Genomic DNA, 15,509 nt, shown 5'->3' with positions numbered 1-15,509 from the left:
ATCACGCGAACGGATCCTCGATGTCGTCGACGGAACCCTGCTCGGGTCGGTCGATCTCATCCGGCCACGCCCCCAGGCAGGCGCGGAAGCTCGCAGGCCATTCGTCCAGCGGCTCCAGGATCACGCGGCGCCCTTCGCGTCGTATGAGCACCTCACCCTCGGGGAACCGATACTCCTTGGGAAGCCTGACCGCCTGACTTCCTCCGTTCTGAAAAATCTTTGCCCGGATCGCTCCCATAGCCTGAAAGTATATATATACGTATATACATCTGTCAAGCGGGTCTGGTGAGGATGCCCCGCACCCGGCGGATGTCGCGGCCACCTGCCCGCGCCTGCCTCGCGCCCGGTATTGAGCTCGCTCGCTCGTCGGTCCGTCCAACGACGGAGTGACCCGCGACGCGAAGCGCCGTCGGGTTCATTCGAGAGGTACGGCAGCCCAGCGCACGTCAACGCTCTGCCACGAACCGCCAGGTCACATCGCCACTCTCGTGCCGTGTTTCAAGCTCTCTCACCCCAAGGAGCGGCAGTGTCTTGGTCCAGAACCGGATCGCCCGAGCGTTGTCATGAATGGCACTGAGGTGCCACCGCCCTGGATACCGATGGAGCAGCAACTGGAGCGCATGACGGCCCGCGCCGGTGCCACGGCTCCCGTGGATCAAGAAGAACTCCGCGATGCAGAAATCGACGTCGTCCGGCATGTATCTGAACGGTCGCAGGCCGATACACACGAACCCGACCGGTCGGGTGTCGCTCGTGATGACGTGCGTTCGCTGGAACGGCTGCATCGGGTCCTGCTCCGACCGCGGAGTTCGCAGGTTGTCGGGCGGCGTCACGCTGGAGACCCAATCGTCGACGATGTCCGGTTGCCATCGACCGGCCTCGTCCAGAACGTAGAAGTTCGAATCGAAGCCGGAGAGCTCGTGGACATACATCGGCCAGACGTTCCGGAAGAACTCACGCGCTTCCCGCGTGCGCCATGCGTCAATGATGGAGATGTTCATCTCTTCCTCGTTATGTGGCGACGACGCCAGCCTGCCGGGCGGTCTGCGGGTCTCACCGTTCCTCACCGAGACGGCCCCGGAGGTACGCGGAGCGCGAGCCGTCCCATCCGCAGCGTGAGCAGCGGCGCTCGACGAACGCGTGAACGCACTCCGGGTACCCGTACAGGTGGTGAGCACACTCGGCGCAAAGGCCGGCCATCTGCGACGAATCGGTGAAGTAGGCGCTGCCGCATTCGTCGCATGGCGCGCAGGCGCGCAGGCGTGACGGCGTCTCGATCACGTCTCGTCCTCCGTGCAGAGGTACATCGTGAGCTCGAGCCCGATCCCGGCGCGGCCGGCCGTACGAACGAGCGCGGGAGGAAAGCACTCGGACTGCGCCAGGACATCGCGCTTCTCGATCGGAAAGTCGAGCCTCACGTCCTCGACTTCGGGCAAGGAGCTCAGCGTCGCGAGCTCCGCCTCGTGTACAGCCAGGAAAGAGCATGCGTCGTGCGCCTGGTCCCGCAGCGTCCACTCCGCGTCGCTCACCGTCACGGTGAAGCCGGAGCGCGTGTGCTTGACCCCGTCCGGCTTCGTCACGAGGCGAGGCGTGCCCGCCAGGAACACGCTCGAAGGCCGGAGCTTCGACGTCCGGAGGTAGCCCTGGGGATCGAACCTCGACCCGCTTACACGGAGAACGCACATCGATGACTGGCTGCCCGCCCGACGATCTGCCGGTCTGCCGCGGCGCGCAGCGCCGTCGGCAGCAGCTGCTTGTTGGGCTCACCCCCGTTCTCGCGGATGGGCGATGTGGTCATAGCTTTTGAGCACCCTGCAGTTTTGCGAGTCCGCGATCGAAGGTTCCAAGTGGGACGTGGCCCGCTGCGCGTGCGACCTCGAGGATCAAACAATCGGAGAAGCCCAGGCCGGGGTGCTCGCGGAACTGCGCGACAGCCGCCCTTACCACGTCGGCGTCCTGGACGACCATGCAGTTGTGGTCCAGCAGCATCTCTACTCCGTTCCCGATCTGCTCCGGTTCGACGCGGTACACGGAGTCCAGGACACGAACGGCTTCCATGAGCACGAGATGGGAGATCCATGCACCTGTTTGCCCGAAGGCCTCGGCAGCGGCGAGTTGCTTTGCGTCGTCGCGTGCCAGCAAGCGAACGAGGACATTCGTGTCAACGGCGCGCATGGCGGGCCCTCGTGCGCTGCCTGATGCCTTCCTTGAGATCCTCGAGGCTTCGCGGCTGGGGTTCCTGCGAGAACAGTGCCCGGTGAAGGTCCTCGAAGCTGTGCCGACCAACGCGCCGCACGGTGATTCGATCACCTTCGGCATCCCATTCCAAGATGGATCCCGGCACCAGCTCGAGGCGCTTGCGCACCTCGGCGGGAACCGAGATCTGCCCCTGAGCCGTGACCCTGGACTGCGCGAGCTTCATCCTGGCACAGTACCACGGTAATGAGCCCCGAGCAAGGGCGGTCGTTCGACCCGTCGATGAGCCCGACCCCCCGCGATTCCCAGCCTCTCCGAGCCGAGGAAGCGGCCCCGCTGGGCGCTTCTCCTCCGTACTCCACCGCTGAGACCGGTCCTGCCGCCGGATCTCCGCGCTGCCAGCCAACCGGCGGCTGTGCCTGCGTGAGCCAAGCTCATGACATGAACGTCCCGCCGCGCCGCGCGCAGGCGCCCTCGATGTAACGGTGGCACGTTCGTTGTACCGAGGAGTCGACCATGAGGTTTCAACGAATCGGTCGATGGACCTGTCTGGCGCTCGCGCTGCTGAGCGCAGGGCCCCTCGCCGCTTGCAGCGACGACCCCGGAGGAGGCTCCGGAGGCGCAGGAGCCGCGGGCGGCGGCAGCGCCACCAGCGGCGCCACCGGCGGAGCTGGCGGTACGGGCGGCGAAGGCGGGGGGAACGGCGGCGCAGGAGGAGACGTCGGCTTCACGTGGCCCGTCGACACCTATCCGATCGAGATCACCCCGTCCAAGGACTGGAAGAACCAGATCAGCTTCTCCGACGATCCCTTCGTGTCCACCGCGAACGAAGACGCGCCGCGCTGGGTGAAGTTCACCGTCCTGATGCACGACCCCACCAGGGTCTATTACCAGGATAGCAGCAAGTACCAGTTCCACGGCGAGTTCGCCACGGCGCGCCTCGACCCGTTCTTCGGGATGACCCAGGCCGAGTACGACCAGGTCTCGCTCCACGAGGAGGGACAGCAGGCGATCCTCGGCGCGGTGCTCTTCCCGCCGTGGACGGTGAGCGCGGCGGAGTACGGCATCCAGCTCGTCCGGCAGGACGCCTACCACCCCGAGATGGCGCGCATCGTCCTCGAGCTCGTGAAGGCCAGCGTCGTCGAGGCGGACGGCGCGCAGCCCTTCTATTTCCCGACGCACGAGCAGGCCGCGTCGGCCGCGGAGAACAGCGAGCTCTTCGCGGAGAGCGGCTTCCCCGTGAGCTCGGTCGAGCGGTGGCTGAAGGGCGACGCGTGCTATGCGGCGGGCTGGGCCGTGGGCCGGCTCCGCTACGTGTCCCCGGACGCGATCGACGCCGCCTACGCGAGCGGCGAGCTCCGGGCCGAGGACATCCTCCTCACGGACTCGGTGCCCGCAGAGGTGCCTCATGTGGCGGGCATCGTCTCGCTGTCTCCCTCCACCCCGAACGCGCACACAGCGATCCTGGCCACCTCGTTCGGCATCCCGTTCGTGTACATCGGCGATCCGGAGCGGGCCGCGCAGGCAAAGGCCCTCGACGGCAAGGAGATCGCGATGCGCGCCTCGCCGAACTGGGGCGGATGCCAGGTCGTGCTCCTCGACGCCGAGGGGAAGATCGCGCCGGCGGACAGGGAGCAGCTCCTCTCGCTGAAGCGGCCCGGCGACCTCGCGCTGAGGCCCAAGGAGCCCCTCGGCGCGTATTCCGGGTCGACCGAGGATCTCGGCCCCGCGGACATCGTCCACTTCGGGGGCAAGGCCGCGAACTTCGGGCTCTTGCGGGACGCGATCCCGGAGGCCTCCGACACGGCGATCGCGCTGTCGTTCGACCTCTGGGACGACTTCCTCGATCAGGCCATGCCCGGGGGCAGCACCCTGCGCGCCGAGATCGCGGCGCGGCTCGACGGCTACGCCTATCCGCCCGACATGGGGGCGCTCAAGTCCGATCTCGCGGCGATCCGGGCGCGGATCACCAGGGATGCGACGTTCTCCGCCGGGCAGCGGCAGGCGGTCGAGGCGGCGCTCGCCGATTTCTCGCCCACGCGGAAGATCCGCTTCCGGAGCTCGACGAACGTGGAGGACAGCGCCGTCTTCACCGGCGCGGGCCTGTACGACAGCTACAGCGGCTGCCTGGCGGACGACCAGGACGCCGACGAGGTGGGGCCGAGCCGCTGCGACCCGGACGAGGACGAGGAGCGGGGCGTCTTTCGCGCGATCCGCAAGGTGTACGCGAGCTTCTACAACGACAACGCCTTCCTCGCCCGGCTCCTCTACGGCGTGAACGAGGACGAGGTCGGGATGGGGGTCCTGGTCCACCACGCCTATCCTGACGAGGACGAGATGGCGAACGGCGTCGCGACGCTCTCGCGAGGCGCCGAGGACTGGCTGAAGGTCATGCTGGTGACGCAGCTCGGGGCGACGTCGGTCACCAACCCGGAGGGGGGCGCGCTGCCGGAGGTCGTGACCATGAGCGACTATGGTGCAGGGTTCAACATCCATCTCACGTCCGGCTCGACGCTCGTCCCGCTCGGCGGCCACGTCATGCAATGGGAGGACGACTACAGCGCGCTCGGCGCCCTGCTCGGCCGGGTCGACGAGAGGTTCCGCGAGGTGTACCCGGACAGGGCGTCGTACCTGCTCGATGTCGAGTTCAAGAAGATGAAGCCCGGTGAGCTCGTCGTGAAGCAGGTGCGCGAGGTCGCGCTGCCGGCGACGACCCCGACGCTCACGCCGTTCCTGCTCGACGAGCCGCAGGAGGTCTGCACGTTCCAGGGCGAGTACGGCGACGTGTTCGCGAACCACCGGCTCAAGGTGCGCGCGAGCCTCTCGACGAAGAATGCGTTCCTCACGCCGGAGGCCCTCGCGAGCACGCTCTTCGAGGACGCGTCCCTCGCCTACCCGTCCGGGGGGTCGGTAGCGACGCTCTCGGGCAGCCCGGCGGCGTGGCCGGCCGCGTCGCACACGTACGCCGACGAGGTGGCCACGGACTCGTTCGTGGTCGGCGACGGGCCGTCGGAGATCACCTACAGGCTCTCCGCCTCGCCCTTACCCGCGCTGCTGCCGCCGTCCGTGGGCCCGCTGCTCACGCTCCGCGACCTCCCGCTGACGTTCTCCGCGGACCACGCGACGCCCGTGCCGGCGCTCGACTTCGACGGCACCCCGACCACCGTGTCGTCGGAGACGGTGTCGCTCACGCCCTGCCCTGCGGACGGCCCGCCCAGGGAGGGCGCGCTGCTCCAGGAGCGCTCGTTCTCGTCGGACTCCGGGGTCGCGGTGGCGACGTCCTTCTACTGGCCGCCACGCCCCCGGGACGGCCTCGTGGTCATCTACACAGCGCCGCTCGAGACATGGGTGGAGACGCGCATCGAGGGGCTGACGAGCAGCCCGATCGTGCTCAAGGGCTACCACGCGCAGACGTACCGCCCGCAGCACCACAACGCCGAGGAGGACTTCGTCTTCGAGCCCCGCCTCGAGCCCGGCCTCGATCCCGCGCTCGTCGCCGAGCTGGAGGCGAAGGACATCCGGTTGATCTACGTCCGGATGTCCCCCGACACCTCGTCATCGATGTGGACCCTCGACGCGGCCGGCGTGTTCCACCCGGTGGATTGAGCCCGGTCCAGGTGCCCCCCGCGCTGCGCACGGTGTCGAAGCGCACGGCGCGGGCGGGCGCCATCAAGGTTGACCGCTGGCCCGCCCCACGTGCTGGGCGGCATCCTTCTCCCGCGCCCATCAGCCCACTGTCAGGGCAGATCCTCGGCCGGCGGGATCACGTCGAAGCGCCGGGTCGGGGGTCGCTCCAGAGGGATGATCAGGGCATCGGGATGACGAACGTGGTGATGGAAAAGGCCGGGACCGTGACCACCAGGCGATAGTCCTCGATCGCGATGTCGGGGAGCCGCTCGAGGTCCTCGGTGCGCGAGGTGCGGTGCGCTTGCGCCGCGGGACCGACCGTGGGGAGCCGGGTGAGATCGAGCGTGTAGCCGCGGCTCGCGTCGCGATCGCCGTTGCGGACCACGAGCGTGAGAGAGCCCCCGTCGGCGCTCACCGCCGCCACCATGTCCTCGCTGTCGACCTCGACGAAGGTGGCGCCGGGCCGGATGTAGCGGCTGAAGCCGGCGTGCATGTAAAAGCGCTTGATGGGCGTGTAGGACTGATCCCTGTCGTTCAGCGTGAAGCTCGCCCAGCTGCGCGACGGATCGCCCGACTGCCAGTCCACCCACGCCTCCGGCTTCAGGTCACGCAGGTCCCGGATGATGCGCTCCGCCATGAACAGCGCCGCGTCCGTGTCGTCGCTCAGGCTCTGCCCGAGCGGCCCCGACTCCGATTGCCACAGCCGCTTGCCGAGCGCGGTCGCGAGCTGCCGCAGCTCCTTGCGCTGGCTGCCCGCGTACGAGTGGACGTTGATCTGCTGGAAGGCGGCGAGCGTCTCCGCGCCGAACGCGCCGAGGTTCCGGACGGCATCATCCATGCTGTTCTCGTCCGACGCGCTGACCACCGTGTCGACGAGGCCCTTGCTGGTGAGCTGCTCGGCCACCTCCTGGATGATCTTCTCCTGGCTCGCCCGGTCGAAGTGGCAACCTTCCTGCGAGCCGTTCGATTTCCACCAGTTCGCCTGGGGTTCGTTCAGCGGCTCCAGCGAGCGGAAGGTGATCGCGTGCTCGTCCCTGTAATGACGCACGACCTCCGTGAGGTAGTGGGCGAAGTCGTCGTAGCGGTCGGCCTTCAGGTTGTCTCCGCCGTTCCCGCTGCCCGAGGCGCAGCCGCTGTTCGTCATCCAGTACGGGGGAGAGTTGGAGAACGCCTCGAAGATCAGGTCCTTCCCGCGCGCCGCGATGCGCAGGAGGATGGCGCGCTGGCTCGCGTCGTTCTCCCACGTGAAGGTCCCGTCGGCGCCCTGGAACCCCGGCATCTCGCGATGCTTCTCCATGTGCTCGTGCGACGGGTTCTCCCCTCCACCGATGTTGTAGCGGAAGATGTTGTAGCCGAGGCCGCTCACCGGATCGACGACCGCGTCGACAACGGCATTGCGCCTGGCTTCGTCCCATCCGCCCACGTGATGGGCCCACCAGCACAGGCTCGTGCCCCAGCCCTCGAACGACTGGTGGAGCACGTCCGTGTCAATCCTGACGAGCTCCGTGCCCGGAGCAGCGGTCACCACGGGGCGCGGCTCGCTCGGCGAGCCCCCGCTCCCGCCCGACGCGCCGCCGCTCGCGCCCGACGCGCCGCCGCTCGATGATCCGCCGCCGGAGCCCGCGGTCGCGCTGCCTCCCGCGCTGCCTCCGCTTCCCCCCTGGCCGCCGCTCCCCGCTGCCGCGGGGTCCACCGAAGGGCCCGGATCGCTCGGGGAGCACGACACGGCCACGGCGAGCGCGGCGAGCGGCGCGACGAGGGCTCGAATCTTCAGCGACGTGCGTGCGGCTTCGGGGGGTGCTGTCTGGCGCATGGCGACGTCATGCTACCTCAGGGACGCACGCGCGGGATCCCTCGAATTCCTCGGAAAATTTACAGGGAGGCGGGGAGACGGGGAGGAAAATCTTCAATATACTCCCCGCCTCCCCGCCTCCCTGTTCAATTTCCCCCGATGAAAGAGCTGCACAACGAGGGAACTCCTCGGCTCCTGACGACGACGGCGCCGCAGGGCCCGCTCAGCGCGCCGGCGACCGGGACCTGTCTTTTTTTATCCTCTCGATGATCCGATCCGCGTTATTCTTGTCCTGCCTCAGCAATCGAATCTCCTCTTCCGACAGCGAGACTTCGGTGATGTACATGGCCGATGAGCCGTTCAGGATGATGGCTTTCACCTCATCGCCCCGAGATTCGATGCTATATTCCCAGGGCTTCTCCGCAATCGCGCTCATGTGTTCCACCTGATGAAGACCAGCTTCCGTATAGCTCCCCCCTGCAGCTCGCTCCACCACGGCTTCACGCGATCCAGGGCGGCCCGGTGAGGATCAGCCGCCGATCGCAGGTGCCGCCGTTCGCGGTCATGGAGGTGCTCGCCGCCGCCAACGCGCGGCGCGCGGCGGGGGAGCCGGTCATCAGCCTGTGCGCGGGCCAGCCCGGTTCAGGGGCGCCCGCCGTCGTGCGCGAGCGGGCGGCCGCGCTCCTGGCGAGCGGCGACCTCGGGTACACCGAGGCGCTCGGCATCCCGGCGCTGCGCCTCGCGCTCGCGGAGCACTACGGCCGCTGGTACGGCGTGGACCTCGACCCGTCGCGCATCGCGCTCACCACCGGGTCGTCGGGCGGGTTCCTGCTCGCGTTCCTCACGGCGTTCGAGCCGGGCGACCGCGTGGCGCTCGCTCGCCCGGGCTACCCGGCGTACCGGAACATCCTCCGCTCCCTCGGGGTGGAGGCGGTCGAGCTGCCGTGCGGCCCGGAGAGCCGCTTCCAGCCGACCACGTCGCAGCTCATGGCCGCGCACGACAGCGGAGAGCTCGACGGCCTCATCCTGGCGAGCCCGGCGAACCCGACGGGCACGATGATCGACGCCGCGGAGCTCGACACGATCGCGCGCTGGTGCGCCGAGCACGGCGTCCGGCTGGTGAGCGACGAGATCTACCACGGCCTCACGTACGGCGCGTGGGCCGGGCGCCAGGCGACGGCGGCGCGCCACGTCGACGCGGGCGCCATCGTCGTCTCGAGCTTCTCGAAGTACTGGGCCATGACGGGCTGGCGCCTGGGGTGGCTCGTGCTGCCGCCGGAGCTCGTCCCGCCTGTCGACGCGCTGGCAGGGAACCTCGCGCTGTGCCCGCCCGCCCTGGCGCAGCACGCGGCGCTCGCGGCCCTGACGCCCGAGGCGTACGCCGAGGCGGACCGGCTGGTGGAGGGCTACGCGGCCGCGCGCGACCTGCTGCTGCGCCGGCTCCCCGAGCTCGGCTGGGAGGTCGCCCCGCCCGACGGCGCCTTCTACCTCTATGCCGACGTCGGTACCGACGACTCGGTCGCGTGGTGCGAGCGGCTGCTCGCCGACACGGGCGTGGCGCTCACGCCGGGCACGGACTTCGACGGCACCGGCGGCGCGCGGTACGTCCGGCTGTCCTTCGCGGCCCCGGTCGAGCAGGTCGACGAGGCGGTGACGCGGATCGTCGCCTGGCAGCGCGCGCGGTGACGAGGCCGAGCGACTGAGGCGAGCGCAGCGCGCGCCCGCAGACGGACGTGCCCGTGAGCCCGGGGATCCGAGCTCGTCGGGGCCTGCGAGGTGCGCCGCGGAACTGCCGCCCCTGACCCTCGATACTGTATAAATGGAGGGGGTCGGTGGAAGGGGGCCTCGGATGGCACGACCGTCGGAGCCTGTGACAGGGAATGCGGTGCCCGGCGGGAGCCATGCGCTCACGCCGGTGGTCTGGCTGCATCGCCTCGGGAAAGCGCGCGGACTCGGCCGCTCCGGCGACGGCCCCCATGTCCGGGCAAGCCGCCCGACGCAAGCGCTTCATGGCGTGTCTTCCCCGTCGCCCTGCAGATGAGCACGGCCTCCCCTTACACGATCACCGAGGCGCTCCACGAGGGCCAGAGGGTCAGCCTGCTTCGCGCGGTCCGGAGCGCCGATGGATGCCCGGTGCTCTTGAAGGTCCTCGACCCGAGGCGCAGCCGCCCGCAGGACATCGAGCGGCTGAAGCACGAGTACGCGATCGGCAAGCCGCTGGACCACGAGGCCATCGTGAGGCTGCTGGCCCTCGAGACGGTTGATGGGCTGCCGGCGCTCGTCATGGAGGATTTCGGCGGCGAGTCGCTCGACCACTTCATCCATGGGCCCATGAAGGCCGAGCGGTTCCTCGACCTCGCGGTCCAGCTCGTGGCCGGGGTGGCGGAGCTCCACCAGCGGGACATCCTCCACAAGGATCTCAAGCCGCAGAACATCCTCGTCAACAAGGCCACCGGCCAGGTGAAGCTCGCCGACTTCAGCCTCGCGTCCCGCCTCTCCGGCGAGCAGCCGCCGGCAGGCCCTCCGCGGCTCATCGAGGGCTCCTTGCCGTACCTGTCTCCGGAGCAGACGGGGCGAATGGACCGGGCGATCGACAGCCGCGCCGACCTCTACGCGCTCGGCGTCACGTTCCATGAGATGCTCACCGGGCGACTGCCGTTCGAGGCGCACGATCCGCCGGAGTGGGTCCATTGCCACGTCGCCCGCCTCCCGCCGTCGCCCTCGGCGCTCGTGCCGGAGCTGCCCGAGGTGCTCTCGGCGCTCGTCCTGAAGCTCCTGGCCAAGATGCCCGAGGATCGCTACCAGACCGCCCGCGGCCTCAAGCACGACCTCGAGCGGTGCCTCTCGCAGCTGCGAGCCAGCGGCAGGATCGAGCCGTTCCCCCTGGCCGAGCGCGACGCCTCCGGCCGCTTCCAGATCCCCCGGAGGCTCCACGGCCGCGAGGCCGAGGTCACCGCGCTGCTGTGCGCGTTCGAGCGCGTCATCGGCACGGGCTCCCCCGAGCTCGTGCTGATCTCGGGCTATTCCGGCGTCGGCAAGTCGTCGCTGGTCCATGAGCTCTACAGGCCGATCGTCCGAGAGCGAGCGATCTTCCTCTCGGGGAAGTTCGATCAATACAAGCGCGATATCCCTTACGCCACGCTCGTCGAGGCGTTCCGCGAGCTCGTGCTCGAGATCCTCGCCGAGAGCGAGGACAGGATCGAGGCCTGCCGCCAGCGGCTGCTCCGCGCCCTCGGGAGCAACGGGCAGCTCATCGTGGACGTGATTCCGCAGGTCGAGCTCATCATGGGTCGGCAGCCGCCGGTCCCCGAGCTTCCGCCGATCGAGGCGCAGGGCCGGCTCCGGGTCGTGTTCCGGAGCTTCATCGGGGTGTTCGCCCGGAAGGAGCACCCCCTCGCGCTCTTCGTCGACGATCTCCAGTGGGCCGATCCGGCGAGCCTGGGGCTCCTTCGTGAGCTGGTGACGCACCCCGAGACGCGCCATCTCCTCGTGATCGGCGCGTACCGCGACAACGAGGTGACGCCCTCGCACCCGCTCATGCAGGCGCTCGACCAGGCGCGGAAGGAGGGCGCGCGCACCTCGGACATCGCGCTCGGCTCGCTCTCCCGAGAGCACCTCGCCGCGCTCGTCAGCGGCGCGCTCCACTGCAGCCGCGAGGCCGCCGCGCCGCTCTCCGACCTCGTCCACGAGAAGACGGCCGGCAACCCCTTCTTCGCCATCCAGTTCCTCGCCGAGCTGCACGACAAGCGGCTGATCGCGTTCGACGAGCGCGCCGAGGCCTTCCGGTGGGATGTCGCGAAGATCCGCGAGAAGGGCTTCACCGACAACGTGGTCGACCTGATGCTCGGAAAGCTCGCGCGGCTCCCGCCGAGCACCCAGAGAGCGCTGAAGCTGCTCGCCTGCCTGGGGAACAGCGCGGACGTCGCCCTCCTGTCGATGGTTCAGGGCGGCTCGGAGGCGGACGTGCACGCGGATCTCCGGGACGCAGCGCACGAGGGGCTCGTCTTCCGCCTGAACGGCGCGTACAAGTTCCTCCACGACCGGGTCCAGGAGGCGGCCTATTCGCTCATCCCCGAGGGCGAGCGCGCGGCAGCGCACCTCGAGATAGGCAGGTCGCTCGCGTCGCGTACGGCGCCGGAGCAGCTCGAGGAGAAGATCTTCGAGATCGTCAATCAGCTCGATCGGGGGGCCGCGCTGATCACCGGGCGCGAGGAGCGCGAGCGGGCCGCAGAGCTCAACCTCATCGCGGGCAAGCGCGCCAAGGCGTCGACGGCCTACGCGTCGGCGCTCAAGTACCTCGCCGCCGGCGCGGCGTTCCTGGAACCGGAACAGGACAGGTGGGAGCGGCGGTACGATCTCGCCTTCGCGCTCGCGTTCCACCGGGCCGGGTGCGAGTACGTGACCGGCGAGCTGGGGGCGGCGGAGGAGCGGCTCTCGGAGCTCGCGGGCCGCGCCAGCAGCTTCGCCGACATCGCCGCCGTCACGTGCGCGCGCGTGGAGCTCTACACGATGCTGGATCGAAGCGAGCTCGCCGTCGCGATCTGCCTCGAGTGCTTGCGGCGCGCCGGCATCGCGTGGTCGCCGCACCCGACGGACGAGGAGGTCCGGCAGGAATACGAGCGGATGTGGCGAACGCTAGGGGAGCGCCCGATCGAGGCGCTCGCCGACTTGCCGCCGATGATGGATCCGGATCGCCGCACGCTCATCGACGTCCTCATGTCGGGCGAGCCGCCGGCGTCGCTCACCGACGAGAACCTGTTCTGCCTCATGATCGGTCGCATCGCGAACCTCAGCCTCGCGCATGGCAACAGCGACGGAGCATGCCTCGCCTACGTCTGGGTCGGGTGGGCTCTGGGTGCGTATTTCGGCGACCACCGCGCCGGGTTCCGCTTCGGCGTGCTCGGCCTGGATCTGGCCGAGAAGCGCGGGCCGCTCCGCTTCAAGGCCCGCGTCGACCTGGGCTTCTGGTTCGCGATCAACCCCTGGAGCAGGCACATGCGCACCAGCGTGGATCCGCTGCGGCGGGCCTTCGTCGCGGCGCAGGAGACCGGCGATCTCGCCTATGCGTCCTATGCCCTCAACGGCTTGATCTCGCTCCTGCTCACCGGGGGAGCTCCGCTCGGCGAGGTGGATCGAGAGGCCGAGAGCTCGCTCGAGTTCGCGCGGAAGGCGAAGTTCGGTCTCATCGTCGATCTCATCACCGCACAGCTGCTGCTCATCCGGACGCTCCGGGGCTCGACGCCGGCTCTCCCCTCCGACGATGACCCCCTCGACGAGGGGCGGTTCGAGCGGCACCTCGACGGCGATCGACCCTTCTCGGCGGCCACGTGCTGGTACTGGATCGGCAAGCTGGAAGCGCGCGTCTTCGCGGGCGACTACGCTCCTGCCGTCGATGCCGCGGCGAGAGCGCAGCGGCTCCTCTGGACGTCGCGGTCGTTCCTCGTGGTCGCCGAGTACCATTTCTACGGTGCGCTCGCGCGGGCGGGCTGCCATGACGCGGCGCCCGCCGAGGAGCGGCCCCGGCACCTCATGGAGCTCGTCGCCCACCGCGAGCAACTCGAGGCCTGGGCCGAGGACTGCCGCGAGAACTTCGGCGCCCGCGCCGCGCTCGTCGGCGCCGAGATCGCGCGCATCGGCGGGGAATGGGACAGGGCGGCGCAGCTCTACGAGCAGGCGATCCGCGCCGCGCGCGAGAGCGGCTTCGTCCAGATCGAGGCGCTGGCCTACGAGATCGCGTCGAGGTTCCACCGGACGCGAGGGTTCGAGCTGTTCGCGGACACGTACCTCCGCGAGGCCCGCGCCTGCTACGCTCGCTGGGGGGCGGACGGCAAGGTCAGGCAGATCGACCAGCAGAATCCCCACCTCTCGGATCGGAGGCCGCTCGCCCCGAACGCCTCCTTCGCGGCGCGCTCCGAGGAGCTCGACCTGCTCTCCGTGATCAAGGCGTCGCAGACCATCTCGAGCGAGATCGTCGTCGACCAGCTCCTGCGCACGCTGCTCGCGGTCGTCCTCGAGCAGGGCGGCGCCCAGAGGGCTTGCCTCTTCCTGTGCCAGGGCGAGCGCATGACCATGGAGGCGGAGGCGACCCTCGAAGGGAGAGGCGCGGCGACGATCCTGCTCGCGCCTTCGCTGGACGACTCCTCGTGGCAGCGAGTCCCCGGCTCGCTCGTCCATTATGTGCAGCGGACGAAGGAGCGCGTCATCCTGCACGACGCGGCCGCGGATGCGGCCAAGTTCTCCGGCGACGACTACTTCACGCGAGCTCGGTGCAGATCGGTCCTGTGCGTGCCCATCCTGAGGCAGGCCCGGGTCGCGGGCCTGCTCTACCTCGAGAACAACCTCCTCGCCGGCGCCTTCACGTCGGACCGGCTCAACGCGCTCTCGCTCCTCGCCTCCCAGGCGGCGATCTCCCTGGAGAACGCGCGGCTCCTCTCCAAGGAGCAGGCCGCGCGGACCGCGGCCGAGTCGGCGGAGCGGCGCGCCGCCTTCCTGGCCGAGGCAGGGGGGATCCTCTCTGCATCTCTCGATTACGGAGAGACGCTGTCGCGCGTCGCTCGGCTGTCGGTGCTGGCCCTCTGCGACTGGTGCGCCGTCGACCTCGTGGAAGGTGGAGAGATCCGGCGGCTGTCATGGGCGCACAGGGACCCGGCGAAGGAGCCGTTGTTCGAGGAGCTGGAGCGGCGGTATCCCTGTGGCTGGGAATCGCGTCGCCCGGCGCTCAGGGTCCTCCGGACCGGCGAGCCGCTCCTGCTCCCCGAGATCTCCGAGGAGGTCCTCCGGGAGCACTGCGAGGACGCCGGTCACGAGAGGCTCCTGCGCGAGATCGGGACGCGCAGCGCCGTCGTCGTGCCGCTCGTGGCGCGCGGACAGGCGATCGGGGTGCTGACGGTCGCCTCGTCGGCGCCGGGGCGCCAGTACGGGGACGCCGACCTCGATCTCGTCCAGGAACTGGCGCGCCGGGCCGCGATAGCGATCGACAATTCGCGGCTTTACCGCGCTGCGTACGAGGCGGTGCGCGCGCGGGACGAGTTCCTGACGGTCGCGACGCACGAGCTCAACACGCCGATGACGTCGCTCCTGCTCACGCTCGAGGCCATGGATCGGGGCGTCCGGTCGGGGCAGCCCTGGGACCCGCGGGCGGCGGGCCGGCAGGTCGACCGCGCGCTGCGGCAGGCGACGCGCGTGATCCGCCTGAACAGCGAGCTGCTCGACGTCTCGCGGATCAACGCGGCTCGGCTGAGGCTCGATGTCGCCGAGGTCGACCTCGGGGAGGTCGTCCGCGACGTGCTGGCGCGATTCAAGCTGGATCTGGAGCGCGCCGGGTGCCCGGTGTCGCTGCGCGAGGGCGGCCGGATCGTGGGCCTGTGGGACGGCTCCCGCGTGGACCAGATCGTCTCGAACCTCCTCGCCAACGCGATCAAGTTCGGCGCGGGCAAGCCCCTGGATATCTCCGTCGCCGAGGGGGACGGGACGGCGCGGCTCTCGGTCCGGGATCACGGTATCGGGATCGATCCGGCGCGCCAGGAGCGGATCTTCGAGCGCTTCGAGCGCGCGGTGTCCGACAGGCACTACGGCGGGCTGGGGCTCGGCCTGTACATCAGCCGCAGCATCGCGGAGGCGCACGGCGGCTCGATCCGGGTGCAGAGCGCCCCCGGCGCCGGCGCCACGTTCATCGTCGAGCTCCCGCGCGCCGGGCCGCCGCGCCCGGCCGAGCCGAGCTCCCTGCCGGGCTGAACGGCGCTGCCAGGGGCGGGCGGGACGCGCTCACCGGGCCGGCGGCGGGCGCATCGTCGGGCTGCCCAGCGGGTACCACGCCCCCGTGCGCAGCGCGTCGGCGAGCTGGTACGCGTCGCTCACCCATCCTTGCCTGCAATATTCCGATGCCACGGTCACC

The 15,509-nt window shown here is 69.7% G+C and carries 10 protein-coding genes; 3 read left to right on the top strand and 7 right to left on the bottom strand.

What is annotated here, in order from left to right; translation table 11 throughout:
- Window position 1: 1 nt before the first annotated feature.
- The 5 genes from WME76_RS39415 to WME76_RS39395 form a co-directional block, all read right to left on the bottom strand.
- A complete protein-coding gene (locus WME76_RS39415; RefSeq protein WP_437957304.1) occupies window positions 2-238 on the bottom strand; it encodes an antitoxin in 237 nt (78 codons plus the stop codon).
- A gap of 208 nt (window positions 239-446) precedes the next feature.
- Entirely contained in the window at window positions 447-1,001 is a 555-nt protein-coding gene (locus WME76_RS39410; protein WP_437957303.1) for a GNAT family N-acetyltransferase, read from the bottom strand.
- Window positions 1,002-1,277: 276 nt separating this feature from the next.
- Window positions 1,278-1,685, bottom strand: a complete 408-nt coding sequence (locus WME76_RS39405) for a hypothetical protein (protein WP_437957302.1) — start codon at window positions 1,683-1,685, stop codon at window positions 1,278-1,280.
- Window positions 1,686-1,794: 109 nt separating this feature from the next.
- Window positions 1,795-2,175, bottom strand: coding sequence for a PIN domain-containing protein (locus WME76_RS39400; protein ID WP_437957301.1), 381 nt, complete (start codon window positions 2,173-2,175; stop codon window positions 1,795-1,797).
- On the bottom strand, window positions 2,162-2,422 hold the full coding sequence (locus WME76_RS39395; protein WP_437957300.1) for an AbrB/MazE/SpoVT family DNA-binding domain-containing protein: 261 nt from the start codon (window positions 2,420-2,422) through the stop codon (window positions 2,162-2,164). The genes WME76_RS39400 and WME76_RS39395 overlap by 14 nt, the downstream gene beginning before the upstream one ends.
- Window positions 2,423-2,712: 290 nt before the next feature.
- Here WME76_RS39395 and WME76_RS39390 point away from each other — a divergent pair, with 290 nt between their 5' ends.
- The gene (locus WME76_RS39390) at window positions 2,713-5,802 is read left to right on the top strand and encodes a PEP/pyruvate-binding domain-containing protein (protein ID WP_437957299.1); all 3,090 of its coding nucleotides are present in this window, start codon (window positions 2,713-2,715) and stop codon (window positions 5,800-5,802) included.
- 199 nt (window positions 5,803-6,001) lie between these two features.
- Here WME76_RS39390 and WME76_RS39385 read toward each other — a convergent pair whose 3' ends face one another.
- Both WME76_RS39385 and WME76_RS39380 read right to left on the bottom strand, forming a co-directional pair.
- Window positions 6,002-7,636 carry a glycoside hydrolase family 30 protein gene (locus WME76_RS39385; protein WP_437957298.1) on the bottom strand — a complete coding sequence of 545 codons (1,635 nt, stop codon included), beginning with the start codon at window positions 7,634-7,636 and terminating at the stop codon, window positions 6,002-6,004.
- A gap of 202 nt (window positions 7,637-7,838) precedes the next feature.
- Window positions 7,839-8,051: a hypothetical protein gene (locus WME76_RS39380; protein ID WP_437957297.1), complete on the bottom strand. Its 213-nt coding sequence runs from the start codon at window positions 8,049-8,051 to the stop codon at window positions 7,839-7,841.
- 86 nt (window positions 8,052-8,137) lie between these two features.
- Here WME76_RS39380 and WME76_RS39375 point away from each other — a divergent pair, with 86 nt between their 5' ends.
- Window positions 8,138-9,301 (top strand): pyridoxal phosphate-dependent aminotransferase, encoded by a 1,164-nt coding sequence (locus WME76_RS39375; protein ID WP_437957296.1) that lies wholly within the window; start codon window positions 8,138-8,140, stop codon window positions 9,299-9,301.
- Window positions 9,302-9,652: 351 nt separating this feature from the next.
- A complete protein-coding gene (locus WME76_RS39370) occupies window positions 9,653-15,349 on the top strand; it encodes an AAA family ATPase (RefSeq protein WP_437957295.1) in 5,697 nt (1,898 codons plus the stop codon).
- Window positions 15,350-15,509 lie beyond the last annotated feature (160 nt).

Origin of the sequence: Sorangium sp. So ce119, assembly GCF_051524405.1 — a bacterium.
In the GTDB taxonomy this organism is placed as follows: Bacteria; Myxococcota_A; Polyangia; order Polyangiales; family Polyangiaceae; genus Sorangium; species Sorangium cellulosum_G.
Note: the sequence above shows the minus strand (reverse complement) of the source record. Positions and strands in the feature narration are given on the sequence as shown.

Coding starts and splice junctions, on each gene's coding strand:
- WME76_RS39410 (WP_437957303.1), bottom strand. CDS start 1,001: ATGAACATCTCCATCATTGACGCATGGCGCACGCGGGAAGCGCGTGAG.
- WME76_RS39400 (WP_437957301.1), bottom strand. CDS start 2,175: ATGCGCGCCGTTGACACGAATGTCCTCGTTCGCTTGCTGGCACGCGAC.
- WME76_RS39370 (WP_437957295.1), top strand. CDS start 9,653: ATGAGCACGGCCTCCCCTTACACGATCACCGAGGCGCTCCACGAGGGC.
- WME76_RS39385 (WP_437957298.1), bottom strand. CDS start 7,636: ATGCGCCAGACAGCACCCCCCGAAGCCGCACGCACGTCGCTGAAGATT.
- WME76_RS39405 (WP_437957302.1), bottom strand. CDS start 1,685: ATGTGCGTTCTCCGTGTAAGCGGGTCGAGGTTCGATCCCCAGGGCTAC.
- WME76_RS39380 (WP_437957297.1), bottom strand. CDS start 8,051: ATGAGCGCGATTGCGGAGAAGCCCTGGGAATATAGCATCGAATCTCGG.
- WME76_RS39395 (WP_437957300.1), bottom strand. CDS start 2,422: ATGAAGCTCGCGCAGTCCAGGGTCACGGCTCAGGGGCAGATCTCGGTT.
- WME76_RS39390 (WP_437957299.1), top strand. CDS start 2,713: ATGAGGTTTCAACGAATCGGTCGATGGACCTGTCTGGCGCTCGCGCTG.
- WME76_RS39415 (WP_437957304.1), bottom strand. CDS start 238: ATGGGAGCGATCCGGGCAAAGATTTTTCAGAACGGAGGAAGTCAGGCG.